13 protein-coding genes and 1 tRNA gene are annotated in these 20,147 nt (G+C 43.1%); 1 reads left to right on the top strand and 13 read right to left on the bottom strand.

Annotated features, from left to right (window positions below; translation table 11 throughout):
- From FW757_RS21320 to FW757_RS21260, 13 genes are all read right to left on the bottom strand, one after another.
- A partial coding sequence (locus FW757_RS21320) for a GTP-binding protein (RefSeq protein ID WP_446441671.1) occupies positions 1 to 216 on the bottom strand: 216 nt, incomplete at its 3' end.
- A 63-nt stretch (positions 217 to 279) separates the two neighbouring features.
- Positions 280 to 2,394, bottom strand: a complete 2,115-nt coding sequence (fusA, locus tag FW757_RS21315; RefSeq protein ID WP_145238305.1) for an elongation factor G — start codon at positions 2,392 to 2,394, stop codon at positions 280 to 282.
- 27 nt (positions 2,395 to 2,421) lie between these two features.
- Entirely contained in the window at positions 2,422 to 2,892 is a 471-nt protein-coding gene (gene rpsG / locus FW757_RS21310; RefSeq protein ID WP_016710546.1) for a 30S ribosomal protein S7, read from the bottom strand.
- Between the two features lie 97 nt (positions 2,893 to 2,989).
- On the bottom strand, positions 2,990 to 3,364 hold the full coding sequence (gene rpsL, locus FW757_RS21305) for a 30S ribosomal protein S12 (RefSeq protein WP_002958885.1): 375 nt from the start codon (positions 3,362 to 3,364) through the stop codon (positions 2,990 to 2,992).
- A 195-nt stretch (positions 3,365 to 3,559) separates the two neighbouring features.
- Positions 3,560 to 7,735, bottom strand: coding sequence for a DNA-directed RNA polymerase subunit beta' (rpoC, locus tag FW757_RS21300; RefSeq protein WP_145238302.1), 4,176 nt, complete (start codon positions 7,733 to 7,735; stop codon positions 3,560 to 3,562).
- A gap of 103 nt (positions 7,736 to 7,838) precedes the next feature.
- On the bottom strand, positions 7,839 to 11,864 hold the full coding sequence (gene rpoB, locus FW757_RS21295; RefSeq protein ID WP_404699791.1) for a DNA-directed RNA polymerase subunit beta: 4,026 nt from the start codon (positions 11,862 to 11,864) through the stop codon (positions 7,839 to 7,841).
- 271 nt (positions 11,865 to 12,135) lie between these two features.
- A complete protein-coding gene (gene rplL, locus FW757_RS21290; RefSeq protein WP_064668694.1) occupies positions 12,136 to 12,498 on the bottom strand; it encodes a 50S ribosomal protein L7/L12 in 363 nt (120 codons plus the stop codon).
- A gap of 76 nt (positions 12,499 to 12,574) precedes the next feature.
- Positions 12,575 to 13,069, bottom strand: a complete 495-nt coding sequence (gene rplJ, locus FW757_RS21285) for a 50S ribosomal protein L10 (RefSeq protein ID WP_145238296.1) — start codon at positions 13,067 to 13,069, stop codon at positions 12,575 to 12,577.
- Between the two features lie 322 nt (positions 13,070 to 13,391).
- Positions 13,392 to 14,096, bottom strand: a complete 705-nt coding sequence (rplA, locus tag FW757_RS21280; RefSeq protein ID WP_145238292.1) for a 50S ribosomal protein L1 — start codon at positions 14,094 to 14,096, stop codon at positions 13,392 to 13,394.
- A gap of 4 nt (positions 14,097 to 14,100) precedes the next feature.
- The gene (rplK, locus tag FW757_RS21275) at positions 14,101 to 14,529 is read right to left on the bottom strand and encodes a 50S ribosomal protein L11 (RefSeq protein ID WP_008108462.1); all 429 of its coding nucleotides are present in this window, start codon (positions 14,527 to 14,529) and stop codon (positions 14,101 to 14,103) included.
- Positions 14,530 to 14,745: 216 nt separating this feature from the next.
- Positions 14,746 to 15,303 (bottom strand): transcription termination/antitermination protein NusG, encoded by a 558-nt coding sequence (gene nusG, locus FW757_RS21270; RefSeq protein ID WP_145238289.1) that lies wholly within the window; start codon positions 15,301 to 15,303, stop codon positions 14,746 to 14,748.
- 4 nt (positions 15,304 to 15,307) lie between these two features.
- Positions 15,308 to 15,685 carry a preprotein translocase subunit SecE gene (gene secE, locus FW757_RS21265; protein ID WP_016710555.1) on the bottom strand — a complete coding sequence of 126 codons (378 nt, stop codon included), beginning with the start codon at positions 15,683 to 15,685 and terminating at the stop codon, positions 15,308 to 15,310.
- Between the two features lie 132 nt (positions 15,686 to 15,817).
- Positions 15,818 to 15,894, bottom strand: a tRNA-Trp gene (locus FW757_RS21260).
- A 165-nt stretch (positions 15,895 to 16,059) separates the two neighbouring features.
- Here FW757_RS21260 and FW757_RS21255 point away from each other — a divergent pair.
- A complete protein-coding gene (locus FW757_RS21255) occupies positions 16,060 to 20,049 on the top strand; it encodes a two-component regulator propeller domain-containing protein (protein WP_310736255.1) in 3,990 nt (1,329 codons plus the stop codon).
- Positions 20,050 to 20,147: the final 98 nt, after the last annotated feature.

Below are 20,147 nucleotides of genomic sequence, written 5' to 3'. Positions count from 1 at the left end.
AGTATCGTACTCAACGTGTGAAGTTGAGATTGTGATACCGCGCTCGCGCTCTTCAGGAGCGTTATCGATTGATGCGAAATCTTTAGCAACACCGCCGTATACTTTTGCAAGTACGTTAGTGATTGCTGCAGTTAGGGTAGTTTTACCGTGGTCAACGTGGCCGATTGTACCTACGTTTACATGCGGTTTTACGCGTTCAAACTTTGCTTTTGCCATCTTAAAAAATTCCTATAAAGAAATTAAAGGTTCAGTCCACTGTGGACCAAACCGAGCTAAAAATTACTTAACAGCGCGAGCTGTAATTATTGTGTCCGCAACATGTTTCGAGGCTTCAGCGTACTTCAAAAACTCCATAGAGTATGAGGCACGGCCTTGTGTTGCAGATCGTAGATCAGTAGCATAACCAAACATTTCAGAAAGCGGAACCTGGGCGTTAATTAATTTAAGTCCACCTAGCGCATCTTCCATGCCTTCGATCATACCGCGGCGACGGTTTAAGTCACCAACTACATCACCCATGTTTGCTTCAGGAGTGAGTACTTCAACCTTCATCATTGGCTCTAATAGTACAGGGTCTGCTTGTAGCGCACCTTGTTTCATTGCCAGTGAACCCGCTATTTTAAATGCCATTTCATTCGAATCTACATCATGGAATGAACCATCATATAAAGTCGCTTTCACACCAAGTAATGGGTAGCCTGCCAGCACACCTTGAGACATTTGCTCTTGGATGCCTTTATCTACCGCAGGGATGTATTCTTTTGGAACTGAGCCACCTACGGTTTCGTTAACGAACTCGTAAATTGGGGCTTCATCATCCGAAATATCCATCGGTTCAAGTTTAAGCCAGACATGACCATATTGACCACGTCCACCTGATTGACGTATGAATTTACCTTCAACTTTAACAGTTGAACGAATAGCTTCACGGTAAGAAACCTGCGGCTTACCAACGTTACATTCAACACTGAATTCACGTTTCATACGGTCGACAATGATATCAAGGTGAAGTTCACCCATACCAGAAATAATAGTCTGGCCTGATTCTTCGTCAGTTTGTACGCGAAAAGACGGATCTTCTGCCGCTAGTTTACCTAGCGCGATACCCATCTTATCTTGGTCAGCGATTGTGCGAGGCTCAACCGCAACAGAGATAACTGGTTCAGGGAATTCCATACGCTCAAGCGTAATAATAGAATTCGGATCACACAGTGTTTCACCTGTTGTTACGTCTTTGAGACCAATAGCCGCCGCAATATCACCTGCGTAGACTTCTTTGATCTCTTCACGTGAGTTTGAATGCATCTGAACGATACGGCCAAGACGCTCACGCTTACATTTTACTGGGTTGTATACCGCGTCACCCTGTTTAACAGTACCAGAGTAAACACGGAAGAAAGTTAAAGTACCAACGAACGGGTCTGTTGCAATTTTAAAAGCAAGTGCAGCAAACGGTGCGTTGTCATTAGCTGGACGTTCTTCCTCAGTACCATCTTCAAGGATACCTTGAATTTGTTTCACTTGTGTTGGTGCAGGCATATATTCAATAACGCCATCAAGCACAGCTTGAACGCCTTTATTTTTAAATGCACTACCACATGTAACTGGGACGATTTCGTTAGCCAATGTACGCTGACGCAAAGCATTTTTAATTTCTGCTTCGCTCAGGTCTTCACCTTCCAAATACTTATCCATTAGTTCTTCAGATGCTTCAGCAGCGCTTTCAACTAAGTTCGAGCGCCATTCTTCAGCTAAATCTTGAAGTTCTGCCGGTATTGCCTCATAGGTGAAAGTCATTCCCTGGTCTTCATCATTCCAGTTAATCATTTTCATTTTTATGAGGTCAATAACACCTTTAAAGTCGTCTTCAGCGCCTACTGGTAGCTGAATTGGAACAGGCGTTGCTCCAAGACGAGATTTCACCTGGCCAACAACCGTTAAGAAGTCAGCGCCAGTGCGATCCATTTTATTTACGAAGATCATTCTCGGAACTTCGTATTTGTTCGCTTGACGCCAAACTGTCTCAGTTTGCGGCTGTACACCAGATGAAGCACAAAGCACAACTACCGCACCATCAAGTACACGTAAAGAACGTTCTACTTCAATAGTGAAATCCACGTGCCCTGGAGTATCAATGATATTGATACGATGAGCGTCAAATTGCGCGTCCATCCCTTTCCAGAAACACGTTGTTGCAGCAGAAGTGATTGTGATACCACGCTCTTGTTCCTGCTCCATCCAGTCCATAGTTGCGGCGCCATCATGTACTTCACCGATCTTATGAGAAAGACCTGTGTAGAACAGAACACGTTCTGTTGTGGTGGTTTTGCCTGCATCTACGTGAGCAACAATACCGATATTGCGATAGCGCTCAAGTGGAGTTGTACGTGCCATAAAATCCTCTTAAAGGTTAAGGACAGATTACCAACGGTAATGTGCGAATGCTTTATTCGCTTCAGCCATACGGTGAACGTCTTCACGTTTCTTAACCGCAGTGCCTTTGTTGTCAGCAGCGTCAACAAGTTCTTGAGCTAAACGTAAGCCCATAGATTTCTCGCCACGCTTACGTGCAGCGTCTACTAACCAACGCATACCTAATGCGTTGCGACGTACTGGACGTACTTCTACTGGTACTTGATACGTTGAACCACCAACACGGCGAGATTTAACCTCAACCTGTGGACGGATGTTTTCAAGTGCAGTTTCAAAGATTTCAAGGTGCGATTTGCCTGATTTCTCAGCAGCCACATCTAGCGCACCGTAAACGATTTTTTCAGCAGTAGATTTCTTGCCGTCTAACATTACGATGTTAACGAATTTTGCAAGAAGTTCCGATCCGAACTTAGGATCTGGAAGAATTTTACGTTGACCTATTACGCGTCTTCTAGGCATTTTGTATCTCCGGTTTATTCAGGTTTGCTCTTTCGAGTCAATCACCCAAAACAATAATTAAAAATATTTAGTGCTTGGCCTTACTAACGGAATACAATTAGCCTTTAGGGCGTTTTGCACCGTATTTAGAACGAGCTTGACGACGGTCGCTAACGCCTGCACAGTCAAGTGCACCACGAACAGTGTGAAAACGCACACCTGGTAAATCTTTAACACGACCACCACGGATTAGGATTACACTATGCTCTTGAAGGTTATGACCTTCACCACCAATGTATGAAGTTACTTCGAAACCGTTAGTTAAACGTACACGAGCTACTTTACGTAACGCCGAGTTTGGTTTCTTAGGTGTAGTTGTATATACGCGAGTACATACACCGCGCTTTTGCGGACACGCTTTAAGCGCAGCTGAGTTACTTTTCGTAACCTTGCTACGACGTGGCTTACGCACTAGCTGGTTAATAGTTGCCATTTAAATAGCTCCTGAAATTAAAATTACTACTGAAAAAAATAAAAAAATCCGCCCTTTATTTACAAGCTCGTACCAAACGTGCAGGTAAATGGGTGGCGGAATTTTAATGAGCAAAGATTGAGCTGTCAACCTAAACCGTTAGCAAGGCAGTAGATAACTGCCTTGCAAAAACCTAATCTATTGATTAAGTTAGATTTATTGATTTCCAGATAAATCCGCGTTTAAAGCATCAGTTAGCGCTTGAGTTGCCTCTTCTGCACTTACTGTTTGCTCTTCAACTACAACTTTGCTCTGCTTACGACGAGCCATACGTTCTTGATGATACGCAAAACCGGTACCGGCTGGGATCAAACGACCCACAATTACGTTTTCTTTCAGACCGCGAAGTTCATCGCTCTTACCATTTACAGCGGCTTCAGTTAGGACACGAGTTGTCTCCTGGAACGAGGCTGCCGAGATGAAAGATTCTGTGGCTAGTGATGCTTTAGTGATACCCATTAATTGGATTTCATATTTAGCAGGTAACTTGCCTTGAGCTTCTAAGTCGCGGTTTGCGATATTAACGCGTGCCACTTCAATTTGCTCACCGGCTAAGAATTCACTATGGCCGCCGTCAAGGATCGTACACTTACGGATCATTTGACGGATAATTGTTTCAATGTGCTTGTCATTGATCTTAACGCCTTGCAAACGGTAAACCTCTTGCACTTCGTTAACGATATAGTTAGCAACATGAGTCACACCACGTAGGCGTAAGATGTCATGTGGTGATTCAGGACCATCGGCGATAACTTCACCTTTAGACACTTGCTCACCCTCAAACACGTTAAGTTGACGCCACTTAGGGATCATTTCTTCGTAATGATCGCCTTCAGCTGGAGTAATAACTAAACGCTTCTTACCTTTAGTCTCTTTACCGAAGCTAATCGTACCGGTGATCTCAGCTAAGATAGCTGGCTCTTTCGGTTTACGCGCTTCAAATAAGTCGGCTACGCGTGGTAGACCACCCGTGATATCACGAGTTTTCGAACCTTCCTGCGGAATACGTGCTAACACGTCACCTGGGTTTGCCGTTACACCGTCTGTTACTTCAATCGTAGTGTATGAAGGAAGACGAGTTTCTTGCAGACCGCGCTCTTCACTTTCGATGATAAGCTTCGGCTCTTTCGCATTTATCTTAGCAAGATCTTTAACAACTACACGGGTTAAACCAGTTAGTTCATCAGTCTGTGCTTCAGTGTTTGAGTCATCGATATCGCTGAACGATACTTTTGACTTATGCTCAAGAACGATTGGGTGACTATGCGGGTCCCAAGTAGCAACGATGTCGTTACCTTGAACTTCCGTATTGTCTTGTACTGTTAATACCGCACCGTAAGGTACTTTATAACGCTCTTTCTCACGACCATGGCTATCGATGATAGTGATTTCAGTAGAACGAGAGGTAATAACAATCTTACCGTCAGTGTTTAATACATATTTTGCGTTATGAAGCTTCAATGTACCGTTAGTTTTAACTTGTACATTGTTTTCAGCAGACGCTCTTGATGCTGCACCACCGATGTGGAAAGTACGCATCGTAAGCTGTGTACCCGGCTCACCGATTGATTGTGCCGCGATAACACCTACTGATTCACCCGCGTTGATGATATGACCACGTGCAAGGTCACGACCGTAACACTTAGCACATACACCAAAGTCGTTATCACAGGTGATAACTGAACGTACGCGAACCTCATCTACTGAGTGCTCTTCTAAAAGATCACACAGTTTTTCGTCAAGCATGATATTACGCTCTACTAGTACTGTATTAGTACCAGGGATCACAATATCTTCAGCAACAACACGACCAAGTACACGTTCGCGAAGTGCTTCTACAACGTCACCACCTTCAATAAGCGGTTTCATTGTTAAGCCATCTTCTGTGCCACAATCGTCTTCGTTGATTACCAAATCTTGTGCAACGTCTACTAGACGACGCGTTAGGTAACCCGAGTTCGCTGTTTTCAGCGCTGTATCGGCAAGACCTTTACGCGCACCATGCGTTGAGATGAAGTACTGAAGTACGTTTAGACCTTCACGGAAGTTAGCGGTGATTGGCGTCTCGATGATTGAACCATCTGGACGTGCCATTAGACCACGCATACCTGCTAGCTGACGGATCTGAGCGGCACTACCACGAGCACCAGAGTCGGCCATCATAAACACTGAGTTAAATGACGGTTGCTCTTCTTCTTCACCTTGGGCATTGATAACCGTGTCTTTTGACAAGTTGGCCATCATTTCACGTGATAAGTTTTCATTTACACGTGACCAGATATCGATAACTTTATTGTACTTTTCACCAGCCGTTACAAGACCTGATTGGAATTGTTGGTTGATTTCAGTTACTTCAGCTTCAGCTGCTTCGATAATTGATGCTTTGATCGGTGGGATAACTAAGTCATCGATACCGATTGAAACACCTGACTTCATTGCGTAGTGGAAACCGGTATACATAACTTGGTCAGCAAAGATAACTGTATCTTTAAGACCAAGACGACGGTAACACTCGTTTAATAAGCCAGAAATTTGTTTCTTACCTAGGGCCTGATTGATTGACGAAAACGGCATGCCTTTTGGTAAAATAAGAGACAAAATTGCACGACCAACAGTTGTATCGATAACAGTTACAGTGTCTTCTACTACACCATTTTCGTTTTTAACTGATTCGCTAATACGTACTTTCACGCGAGCGTGAAGGTCTGCATTACCGCTGCGGTATGCTTTTTCTGCTTCTTTTGGATCTTTTAAGATCGCGCCTTCGCCTTTCGCGTTGATGCGGTCACGGGTCATATAATATAGACCCAATACAACGTCCTGTGATGGAACGATGATTGGCTCACCATTCGCAGGAGATAGGATGTTGTTTGTTGACATCATCAATGCACGAGCTTCAAGCTGCGCTTCAATCGTTAGCGGTACGTGTACCGCCATTTGGTCACCATCGAAGTCGGCGTTGTAGGCCGCACATACTAATGGATGCAAATGGATTGCTTTACCTTCAATAAGCACAGGTTCAAACGCTTGGATACCCAAACGGTGAAGTGTTGGTGCACGGTTAAGTAATACTGGATGTTCACGAATTACTTCGTCTAATACATCCCATACTTCCGGAACTTCACGCTCTACCATTTTCTTAGCAGCTTTGATTGTCGTAGCCATGCCGCGACGCTCTAGTTTGCCATAGATAAATGGTTTGAATAGCTCAAGTGCCATCTTCTTAGGAAGACCACATTGGTGAAGCTTAAGTGTAGGACCAACTGTGATTACAGAACGGCCTGAATAATCTACACGCTTACCAAGTAAGTTCTGACGGAAACGACCTTGCTTACCCTTGATCATATCAGCAAGAGATTTAAGCGGACGCTTGTTAGAACCTGTAATTGCACGACCACGACGACCGTTATCAAGTAGCGCATCAACCGCTTCTTGTAACATACGTTTTTCGTTGCGTACGATAATATCCGGTGCAGCTAAATCTAGTAGACGTTTAAGACGGTTATTACGGTTAATAACACGACGGTAAAGGTCATTTAGATCAGAAGTCGCAAAACGGCCACCATCAAGTGGTACTAATGGACGTAGATCAGGTGGCAATACTGGAAGTACTGTCATGATCATCCACTCAGGGTTATTACCTGACTGGTGGAACGATTCCATTAATTTAAGACGTTTAGTGATCTTCTTACGCTTAGTTTCAGAGTTAATTGTTGGTAACTCTTCACGCATTTCAGCAATTAATTGCGCAAGATCGAGTTCACGAAGCAAGTCTAATACTGCTTCAGCACCCATCTTCGCTTCAAACTCATCACCGTGCTCTTCTAGTGCATCTAGGTATTCTTCTTCACCTAATAGCTGACTACGCTCAAGCGTCGTCATGCCAGGCTCAGTTACTACGAATGATTCGAAGTAAAGAACACGTTCAATATCACGAAGCGTCATATCAAGCATTAAGCCGATACGTGACGGTAGTGATTTTAAAAACCATATATGTGCAACTGGGCTCGCAAGGTCGATGTGACCCATACGATCACGACGCACTTTAGTGAGTGTTACTTCAACGCCACACTTTTCACAGATCACACCACGGTGTTTAAGACGCTTATATTTACCACATAAGCATTCATAATCTTTCACTGGACCGAAAATACGGGCACAGAATAAGCCATCGCGCTCAGGCTTGAAAGTACGGTAGTTAATAGTCTCAGGTTTCTTTACTTCACCGTATGACCATGAACGAACCATGTCTGGTGAAGCAAGACCAATGCGAATTGCATCGAATTCTTCGGTCTTATTTTGTTGCTTCAGAAACTTAAGTAAGTCTTTCACCTTAGCTCTCCTGTCGGAGTTAATCTTGAGGACGGATGATTTCGTCCCTACATTCTATTCGGCCGTAACAGATGCTGCAGGCTAGCTGCAGCATCTAATTGGCTTAATTTTCTTCCAACTCGATGTTGATACCCAGTGAGCGGATTTCTTTCAACAATACGTTGAACGATTCTGGCATACCTGGTTCCATTTTATGGTTACCATCAACGATGTTTTTATACATCTTAGTACGACCGTTCACGTCATCCGATTTCACTGTTAACATTTCTTGTAGAGTGTAAGCGGCACCGTATGCTTCTAGTGCCCATACTTCCATCTCACCGAAACGCTGGCCACCGAACTGTGCTTTACCACCCAGCGGCTGCTGAGTAACAAGGCTATAAGAACCAGTAGAACGCGCATGCATTTTGTCATCAACTAAGTGATTCAGTTTCAGCATGTACATGTAACCAACAGTTACTTGACGTTCAAACTGATCGCCAGTACGGCCATCATAAAGTGTAACCTGACCACTACGAGGGTAGCCAGCTAGCTCAAGCATGTCTTTGATTTCGCTTTCTTTCGCGCCATCAAATGCAGGAGTAGCGATTGGTAAACCACCTTTTAAGTTTTCAGCCAAACGACGAATTTCGTCATCTGTGAAGCTAGCAATGTCTACGAACTGGCGAGATTCACCAATTTCGTATGCTTGCTTGATGAATTCACGTAGCTCATGAAGCTCACGTTGTTCTTTCATCATTTCTTCAATACGCTCACCAATACCACGAGCAGCTAGACCCATATGTGTTTCAAGGATCTGACCGATGTTCATACGTGATGGTACACCCAGCGGGTTAAGTACGATATCAACAGTACGACCTTTATCATCGTATGGCATATCTTCTACTGGTACGATAGTCGAGATAACACCTTTGTTACCGTGACGACCCGCCATTTTATCACCTGGTTGGATACGACGTTTAACAGCTAGGTATACTTTAACAATCTTAAGTACGCCTGGTGCTAGGTCATCACCTTGGGTAATTTTACGACGTTTGTTTTCAAACTTTTTATCGTATTCAGCTTTTAGCTCATCGTACTGGGCTGCTAGTTGCTCAAGTTCAGCTTGCTTATCTTCTTCAGCAAGGCTTTGAGTTAGTAGCTTCTCAGCATTCAATGACGCTAATCTATCTTCATCTTGACCGGCTGCGATAAGTAACTTACGAGCACGATCTAACACGCCTGCTTCAAGAATACGGAATTCTTCGTTAAAGTCTTTTTTCGCGTCACGAAGTTGCATTTCTTCAACTTCTAGCGCGCGCTTGTCTTTTTCAACACCATCACGGGTGAAGACTTGCACGTCAATTACAGTACCTGTTACAGAGTTTGGTACACGTAATGAGCTGTCTTTAACGTCAGACGCTTTCTCACCAAAGATAGCTCGTAGTAGCTTCTCTTCAGGAGTTAATTGCGTTTCGCCTTTCGGAGTCACTTTACCTACTAGGATATCGCCGCCTTTAACTTCAGCACCGATATAAACAACACCTGATTCATCAAGCTTGCCTAGTGCAGATTCACCCACATTCGGGATATCTGCAGTGATCTCTTCAGGACCTAACTTAGTATCACGGGCAACACACTGTAGTTCTTGAATATGGATAGTCGTTAGACGATCTTCTTCAACTACGCGCTCTGATAGTAAGATTGAATCCTCGAAGTTATAACCGTTCCATGGCATGAATGCCACGCGCAAGTTTTGACCAAGGGCTAAGTCACCTAAGTCAGTCGAAGGACCATCTGCTAACACGTCACCACGAGTAACCGGTTCGCCAACCATACAAGTTGGTTTTTGGTTAATACATGTGTTTTGGTTAGAACGTGTGTATTTGGTTAAGTTGTAGATGTCGATGCCCGCTTCACCAGGGATGCGTTCTTCTTCATGTACATTAACAACGATGCGACTTGCGTCAGCATACATTACTTCACCACCACGTTTAGCAACAATCGTTACACCAGAATCTTTCGCTAGTGTTAACTCAATACCAGTACCTACTAACGGTTTGTCCGCTTTCAATGTTGGTACTGCTTGACGTTGCATGTTTGAACCCATCAATGCACGGTTAGCATCATCGTGTTCTAGGAACGGGATAAGTGCTGCCGCTACAGAGATCACCTGTTGTGGTGATACATCCATATATTGCTGGTCCATGCGACCCATAAAGGTAGATTCACCTTTGTGACGACATGGGATTAATTCATCAACAAACTCATTGGTTTCAGTTAAGTTTGAGTTCGCCTGTGCGATAACAAACTGACCTTCTTCAATGGCTGATAAGTAATCAACTTCATCAGTTACTACACCGTCTACCACTTTGCGGTAAGGTGTTTCTAAGAAACCATAGTCATTGGTACGTGCGTACGTAGACAATGAGTTAATTAGACCGATGTTTGGACCCTCAGGAGTCTCGATTGGACATACGCGACCATAGTGAGTTACGTGAACGTCACGTACTTCAAAGCCAGCGCGTTCACGTGTAAGACCGCCCGGCCCTAATGCAGAAATACGACGTTTGTGCGTCACTTCTGATAGCGGGTTATTTTGGTCCATGAACTGTGATAACTGAGACGAACCAAAGAACTCTTTAACTGCTGCCGAAATAGGCTTAGCGTTAATAAGATCTTGTGGCATGATTGCATCTAGGTCACCTAAGCTTAAACGCTCACGTACCGCACGCTCTACACGTACTAAACCTACACGGAACTGATTCTCAGCCATTTCGCCAACACTACGAATACGACGGTTGCCTAAGTGGTCGATATCATCAACATCGCCTTGACCGTTACGAATAGAAATTAATACTTTCATAACAGACACGATGTCTTCTTTGCTTAATGTGCCCGGGCCTGTGTCAGTGTCATAACCAACACGGCTATTGAACTTCATACGACCTACAGTAGATAAGTCATAACGTTCTTCAGAGAAGAACAAGTTCTCAAATAAGGCTTCAGCCGCGTCTTTCGTCGGTGGCTCGCCTGGGCGCATCATGCGATAAATTTCTACTAGTGCTTCTAAGCGGTTAGTGCTTGAATCAATACGTAAAGTATCAGAAATATATGCACCGCTGTCCACTTCATTGATATATAGAGTATCAATTTTAGTGTGACCTGCTTTAACCAATTCAGCCATTAACTCTAAAGTTAATTCATCATTCGCGTTTGCAATCACTTCACCCGTTGACTCATCAACGTAGTTTCTAGCAATTACACGGCCAATGATATACTCATGGGGTACTTCTAAATGGCTAATGCCTTTTTTCTCAATGCTCTTGATATGACGCGCTGTTACACGACGGCCAGACTCAACGAACACTTCACCGTCTTCACTTTTTATATCAAAGGCAGCGGTTTCACCACGTAAACGTGATGGCACAAGTTCCATAAGAACTTTACCGTCAGTTACTTCAAACGCAGTGGTTTCAAAGAAGATGTTTAAGATCTCTTCTGTCGTGTACTCAAGTGCACGCAACATGATTGACGCCGGTAATTTACGACGACGGTCAATACGTACATATAAGTTATCTTTTGCATCAAACTCAAAATCTAACCATGAACCACGGTATGGGATAACACGTGCGTTATAAAGCACTTTACCTGATGAGTGAGTTTTACCGCGGTCGTTATCAAAGAATACACCAGGGCTACGGTGTAGCTGAGAAACGATAACACGCTCTGTACCATTGATTACAAAAGTACCGGTATCGGTCATGAGCGGAATTTCGCCCATGTAAACTTCTTGCTCTTTAATGTCTTTAACTGTGCCTGGCGCTTCTTTATCCATCACCACAAGGCGTAGTTTTACGCGAAGTGGAGCAGAATAAGTCACACCGCGAATTTGACATTCTTTTACATCGAAAACTGGCTCACCAATACGATAACTTACGTATTGAAGCTCAGAATTTCCCGAGTAGCTTTTGATTGGGAACACAGAACGGAAGGCAGCTTCCAAACCATGATCGCCATCAGCGTCCGGCACTAAGAATTTTTTAAACGATTCTAACTGCGTTGACAGTAAGAAAGGTATATCCAAAACTTGTGGACGTTTACCAAAATCCTTACGGATACGTTTCTTTTCAGAATAAGAGTAAGCCATGGGGTTCCTCAGCTTGCTGATCTTTGACCCGACCTGTTCTTGTAAGAACAGACTTAACTGGCATCTAAGCCAAGATTGTACAACATTTAATTGTTGTTCCAATTAGCTCCCACTTTAACACTAGCAAACTATAAAGCGTTGAAAGTAAAGAGAAAATTAGATTTTATTTGAGCTATAGGAATACATCGCTCTATAGCGCAAAAAGGCCGGTGATTAAATAATCACCAGCCCTTGCCTGATTTCTCAGACAGCGAACTTAGCAAAAGCTAAATTACTTAACCTCAACTTCAGCACCAGCTTCAGTAAGGTCTTTAGCAAGAGCTTCAGCTTCTTCTTTAGATACACCTTCTTTAACAGGTGTAGGAGCAGCTTCAACAAGAGCTTTCGCTTCTTTAAGGCCTAGGCCAGTTGCGCTACGAACAGCTTTGATTGCCGCAACTTTATTAGCGCCAGCGCCAGTAAGGATTACGTCAAATTCTGTTTTCTCTTCAGCAGCTTCAGCAGCAGGACCTGCTACCATAGCAGCTGCAGCAGTTACGCCGAATTTTTCTTCCATTGCTTCAACAAGAGCAACAACGTCCATTACTGACATTTCAGCAATTGCGTCAAGGATTTGGTCTTTAGTTACAGACATTACAAATTTCCTAATAATTAACGGACTCTAGGTCCAAAAAAATTTTACACCGAAAGATTGATTAAACAGCTTAAAATTAAGCAGCTTGCTCTTCTTTCTGTACACGTACTGCTTCAATTGTTTTACACAATTTGCCAGCAGACGCTTCTTTCATAGCGCTCATTAAGCGTGCAACAGCTTCGTCGTATGTAGGTAATGTAGCAAGCATTGCTGCATCAACAACATTTCCTTCAAAAGCGGCCGTTTTAAGCTCAAATTTCTCGTTCTTCTTTGCAAAAGCAGAAAAGATACGCGCAGCAGCACCTGGGTGCTCTGATGAGAAAGCGATTAAGCTTGGACCAACAAATGAATCAGAAAGGCACTCAAACTGTGTTCCTTCAAGAGCACGTTTTGCTAAAGTGTTACGGACAACTTTCATCCAAACACCATTTGCACGAGCTTCTTTACGAAGGGCAGTGATTGCGCCAACTGTTACACCACGAGAATCTGCAACAACTGCAGATAGAGCACCATTGGCTGCTTCGTTGACTTCAGCAACAATTGCTTTTTTGCCTTGAAGATTTAAAGCCATGGGTGTTACTCCTGGTTTAATGGGTTACCGTACATCGGCTTCCCTGTTCTACTCTTCCCTACCAAACAAGATAGAGATGCTTTTTACGGCGAGAGCCAGAAGATTAGGAAAAATCTATCTGGGGATTCACACCGTCTACGTAGGTGAATATTAAGGCCGAAGCCACCTACGGTCTTGGACGGAAGCCCAATTTATCGTTTTGCCCGAAGGCGCACCGAAATTATGGACTTCAACCCGAATTCTTTACTTGTTGAGAAAACAAAATTTCTCAACAAAATGGCGCAAAATTATAGTATAAATTTCACGCCATGTAAACACTCAATTAAACAACAGTTGTTGTTAAAGTGCTTTGGTCAACAGAAACACCTGCGCCCATTGTTGTAGAGATGGTTACTTTCTTAACGTAAACACCTTTTGCTTGTGAAGGCTTAGCCTTCTTAAGCGCAACAATTAGCGACTCAAGGTTTTGTTGAAGTTGCTCAACTGTGAAATCAACCTTACCAATAGTAGTATGGATGATACCATTTTTGTCATTGCGGTAACGCACTTGACCAGCTTTAGCATTTTTAACTGCTTCTGCAACGTTAGGTGTTACAGTACCAGTTTTAGGGTTTGGCATTAGACCACGTGGGCCTAAGATTTGACCTAGTTGACCAACAACACGCATAGCGTCTGGTGATGCAACAACAACGTCAAAGTTCATCTCGCCTTTCTTAACTAGCTCAGCAAGATCTTCCATACCTACTAGTTCAGCACCAGCTTCTTTCGCAGCTTCTGCGTTAGCGCCTTGTGTGAACACTGCAACGCGAACGTCACGACCAGTACCGTTAGGTAGTACAGTTGCACCACGAACGTTTTGGTCAGATTTACGAGCATCGATACCAAGGTTAACAGCAACGTCAACACTTTCTACGAATTTAGCTGTCGCTAACTCTTTTAAAAGAGCAACTGCTTCGGTGATTTCGTAATCTTTAGTCGCTTCCACTTTTTCGCGGATAGTACGCATACGTTTAGTTAATTTAGCCATTATCTTAGTCCTCTACGTTCAAGCCCATCGCACGCGCAGAACCTGCGATAGTGCGAACCGCAGCTTCTAAATCAGAAGCTGTAAGGTCAGGTTTCTTTGTCTCAACGATTTCTTCAAGTTGAGCACGAGTTACTGTGCCTACTTTTTCAGTGTTAGGACGGCCTGAACCAGATTTGATACCTGCAGCTTTCTTAAGTAAGTAAGCAGCCGGTGGCGTTTTCATGTCGAACGTAAATGAACGGTCGCCGTAAACAGAGATCACTACAGGAACTGGAGCGCCTTTTTCGATAGATTCTGTACGTGCGTTGAACGCTTTACAGAATTCCATGATGTTTACACCGTGTTGACCTAGTGCTGGACCTACTGGAGGACTAGGGTTAGCCATACCAGCAGCAACTTGTAGCTTGATTAGAGCTTCAACTTTCTTAGCCATTATAAATACCTCATTAGGTGGGTCTTAGCCTTGTGCGCGCGAGGACGCGTACTCTAGCGGCTTCCCAGTTTAAAAATTGGTTTCTCACTTTTCTGTATACAAACCAAGAAATGCTTACTTTGAATACAAAAAGGCCGCTGATTATAAGTTAATCAGCGGCCTTTTTCAAGCTTTATACCAAACAATATATTTTTTGGTATAAATCAGTTAATTTGTTTATCTATCTTGCTCAACTTGACCAAATTCAAGTTCAACAGGAGTAGAACGACCAAAGATAAGTACCGATACTTTTACGCGGCTCTTTTCATAGTCAACAGCTTCAACCACACCACTGAAATCAGCAAATGGGCCGTCAACAACACGCACCACTTCACCTGGTTCAAATAACGTTGCAGGCTTAGGCGCTTCAGCGTTTTCTTGTAAGCGGTTAAGAATGCGATCAGCTTCTTTAGCGCTAATTGGTGCTGGACGATCAGACGTACCACCGATAAAGCCCATAACACGCGCGGTGCTATTTACTAAGTGCCAGCTTTTATCGTTCATATCCATTTGGATAAGTACATAACCTGGGAAGAACTTGCGCTCAGATTTACGCTTTTGACCAGCGCGCATCTCAACCACTTCTTCAGTAGGTACTAATACTTCACCAAAGCTATCTTCCAAACCTTCGATCTTGATATGCTCAAGAATAGTTTGTGCAACACGCTTCTCATAACCTGAGAAAGCCTGTACTACGTACCAACGTAGTTTCTTTTCGTTGTTCTCATCCGACATGGGATCAGATCTCCAATCCAGTTAAAAAGCCTACTGCGCGGAATAAAATGCCATCTAATCCCCAAAGGATAAGTGCCATAATCGCAGTTGCAACCATTACAATAAATGTCGTATGGGTAGTTTCTTGGCGCGTAGGCCACACTACTTTACGTACTTCGATGCGTGCTTCTTTTGCAAAAGCAAGGAAGGTACGCCCTTTTTCAGTTTGTGATGCAATCCCCAAACCAGCGGCAACAGCAACAACAACACCAATAGCACGTAATAACACAGACTGATCTGCGTACATATAGTTACCAACTACTGCGCCTGCAAGTAGCGCAATTGCCACAAGCCACTTTACTGAATCCATCGCACTTGATGGAGTTTCTACATTCGTGCTCATAATATTATTACCTTAACTACAGACACAACAACCCTACACTATGGCAGGGTTAATCCATTAAAATCCAAACTTAAAAACAGACTTATTTAAACCGATTTTTAACCTCAGACTTTACCCACAAACAGGATAAAATGGCAGGGGCGGAGAGACTCGAACTCCCAACCATCGGTTTTGGAGACCGCTGTTCTACCAATTGGAACTACGCCCCTGCAAAGTGGATGCCTATTATACTTACGCAATTCATTAACACAAGTGTAAAAGATGCCCATAAGTCAAAATCTCATCACTAGATTGAAAAATCCATCTTAACATTGATTAAAAAGCAGTTTATGATTGTTTCAATTCAAGGGATATTACTACGCACGAGGAAGCACGTGCTAACAATAAAAACAACTATCTATCCGGCCATTATTGGTTTTTTATGGCTATTTCATAACAGCGCGCTGGCACTGTCTTTACATTTAGACTCCTTCTCTAATGAACAGGGGTTAACGCAAAACTCTGTCACTTGCAGCATAACTGATCGCCGTGGTTTTCATTGGTTCGCCACCCAAGGTGGGCTCAACCGTTTTGATGGTTATGAATTTAAACGCTTTAAGTCTCATCCAACCCAGCCAAGTCTATCGAGTAATTGGATCACCGACTGTGTTACCACTGACAATAATCTGCTGTGGTTTTCTACAGCTACACAAGGGCTAAACGCCCTAAATACAGAAACCGGTATATTCACTCATTTTAACCGTAACAGTCCATTAGCGATTAAAGATAACCGCATTTGGTCAATGCTTACTGATCAACACAATAATTTATGGTTAGGCCATGAAGATGGTAACTTAACTCGCCTAAATGTAGCCGAGCATGAAACTGCCTACTTTACCTACTCGCCAAACACCCAAGGTAGTATTATTTTTCAGGATATGGTGATTGATGCTAAGCAAAATTTATGGCTGGCCAGTAATGAAGGATTAATAAAATTTGATACAAAAACAGCTAAATTTAGCCACTTTTCAGCAAGTAAAAAGCAACTATGGCGCCTAAAACTCACGCCACAAGGGCAGCTACTGATTGCCAGTAAAACAGGGCTTAGTGTCTTTGATTTAGAAAGTGAACAGTTTAATGATATAAAACAACTAGATGGTATATGGATAAGCGATATTTTAATCGATAATAACGAGCATCTTTGGCTTAGCAGCTACGGCCAAGGCTTATATTATAATCCCAACTATCAAACAACTCTGACAAGCTTTAGCCAATTTAAACACCTTCCACAGCAACGTCATGGGCTTGTTAATGATTACTTACTGTCTTTATATCAAGACCTGCAAGGTATTCTGTGGATAGGCACTGATGGTTATGGGTTACAACGCTACGATATGCGCCAAAATCAATTTAATCATCAACAACACAGCGATGACCCTAACAGTATTAGCCATGATTTTATCCGGGCCTTACTTAAAGATTCGCAAGGGCAATTATGGGTCGGTACCCGCAACGGGTTAAATAGACAAACAAAAGACGGCTTTGTGCGCTATCACGTCGATACCAGCAACCTTACCAACAACAATATATTCAGCCTTCATGAAGATAGCCAGCAGCGTATTTGGATTGGCACCTATGGTGGCGGTTTATTGCGTTATAACCGCGAAAGCGATGACTTTACATCATTCACAGTGCAAAGCCACCAGCTCAGCAGCAATAACATTTATGCGATCACCAGCGATCGGAACGGCAACTTATGGTTGGGAAGCAATCAAGGTTTAAGTCTGTTTAACCCAGATAACTTGACCGTTGAGCATTTTAAGCACTCGGAACAACACAATAGTATATCAAACAACACCGTATTTAGCCTCGTTTACGATAACGTTGCTAATGCAATTTGGGCTGGTACTCGAGTTGGCTTAAATAAACTTACCCTCAACAACAATGAATTTAGCCATTATCAAGCCGATCAAACAAACCCAAATAGCTTAAGTCATAACATGGTTACCGCCCTTCATCTGCAAGATGACAATACACTGTGGGTGGGTACTTTTGGAGGCTTAAATAAACTGAATAAAACAACGGCAGAGATAACCCGAATCACCGAGCATGATGGCCTGCTAAACGATAATATTTTTGCCATTAAACAGGATGCCAAAGGTTACCTGTGGCTGGCAAGCAACCAAGGTTTAACACGTTATCAGCCCAGCTCTGAAAATATGCAGCATTTTTTACCCCGTGATGGCGTGCAACATAATTCATTTATTCTCGGCGCGGCTTATCAAGCGCAGAACGGTGAACTATTTTTTGGCGGGATCAACGGCTTTAATCAATTTGATCCGCTTAAGCTACAGCTGGCAGCTACAACTCCAGAGCCTGTGTTAACCGAATTACTAATTAACAATCAAGCTATAGCCACTGCCCCATACACTAAGCACGAGACTCAAGCCGCGAAATTAATTAGCTATATACAAACACTCTCCTTTAACAAAGGTGTCGGCGTGATCGGCTTTAAGTTCTCAGCATTACATAGCCCGTCGGCACCTCAACAATATCAATATGGATACAAACTCGCTGGTTTTGATAAGCAATTTCTATATACCAACGCACAACAACGACAATTAAACTACCCGCAACTGCCCGCAGGCGACTATCAGCTGCAACTAAAAGTAAAAGATCAGTATGGCCAATGGAGTAATGCTAAAGCTATGCTCGATTTCACGGTGGTGCCGCCGTGGTGGCAAAGTCGCCTTGCCTATGCCGGTTATGTTCTTCTCACTGGGGTTATTATTTGGCTTATTGCGGCCTCGCTATACCGCGCTAAGCTGGCCGAACAAACAAGTAAACAAGCCCGTGAGCTGAATCGCTTAAAAAGTCAATTTTTAGATAATATTAGCCATGAATTAAAAACGCCTCTGAGTTTAATACTTGCGCCACTTGAAAGCTTGCAGCTAAACCATAAAGATCAAGCTAGCCAAAAACAATTATCGATGATCAAACGCAATAGCCTACGTTTGCTGACCTTAATAAATCAACTATTACAGCTAAGCCAACGCCCCAGCTGCGCTATACATTACGTTTCGCCCTATCCTTTAGCACCATTTATAAAGCAGCTGGTTGCTGACTTCACGGTGCTGTTTGAACAAAAAGGTATTCACGTAACAATGACAGATCTCAGCCAAGGCTCTTGCTGCATAGCCCTTGAGCCAGAACATGCAACGTCAATTATTACCAACTTAGTTAGTAATGCCCTCAAATATACCCACTCAGGCGGTCAAGTTGAGATTAGCTTATCAGTGCATAATAACATGGCTCATATCGCGATTGTTGACACCGGTATTGGCATCGAAAAACACCAACAAGGCATTATTTTTGAACGCTTTACGCGTGTTGCAGCACAAAATCAAAACGGCAGTGGAATTGGCCTTGCTTTAGTTAAACAATTGCTAGAGCAATACGGCGGGCAGATTTCACTAACAAGTGAAGTAGGTAAAGGCAGTTGTTTTACTGTATCTCTGCCTTTGACTGAAGCAGAGCATGGCGCAACTTCGCTAGCAGCATCAGTAAATGAAGCAACCCGCCCCAGCAATTCGCAAAAGCTACTGATTGTTGAAGATAACGACGAAATGCGCGAACTACTGCTGACTTTGTTTGCTACTGAGTACCACTGCTTAAGTGCTATTAACGGTGAACAAGGCTTAGCCATCTGCCAAACAGAAATGCCAGATCTAGTGATCAGCGATGTGATGATGCCTTGCATGGACGGTTATCAATTACTTAATGCGCTACGCACAAATAACATTACCAGCCATATACCGGTGTTATTATTGTCAGCAAAAGCCGATACACAAAGCAGACTAAAAGGCCTTGATTTACTAGCAGATGATTTTTTAAGTAAACCATTTGAGCCGCAATTACTGCTCAGTAGAGTACAAGGGTTACTGAGTATTCGTGCAGTCCTTAATCGGCACTTAGCAAAGCAGCTTGCAGCTCATGCTCCGCCGCTGGTACTCGATCCGCAGCTTACACAAAGTAAAGATTACCAATTTACCGAACGCCTGAAAAACATCATCCGTGATAACTATCACAACGAAGCGTTTAGTATTGAAGAATTCGCTGCAGGATTATATTTAAGCCCACGTGCCTTACAACTGAAAATGAAAGCACTCTACAATTTAACTCCCAGTGATTATATTCGTAATACTCGTTTAGAGTATGCTGAAAAGTTACTTAGCGACAGCGATCTGAGCATAGGTTTAATTGCTGAAAAAGTCGGCTTTAGCTCACAAAGTTACTTTGCTCGCTGCTTTAAGGCAAAGCATAACGTTTCGCCCAAACAGTTTAGGGAAAATACCAACCTGAATGCAAAAACTTCGCCTGTGTGACCAAAGTGTTCGCCTCAGTACTATTTTTAACCTTATGATTTCTTTAAATTAACTTTAAAACAATTTGTAGAATAAAAACCTTCACTGTTTCTATTTGG

It is taken from the genome of Pseudoalteromonas sp. 1181_04, assembly GCF_052850545.1.
Note: the sequence above shows the minus strand (reverse complement) of the source record. Positions and strands in the feature narration are given on the sequence as shown.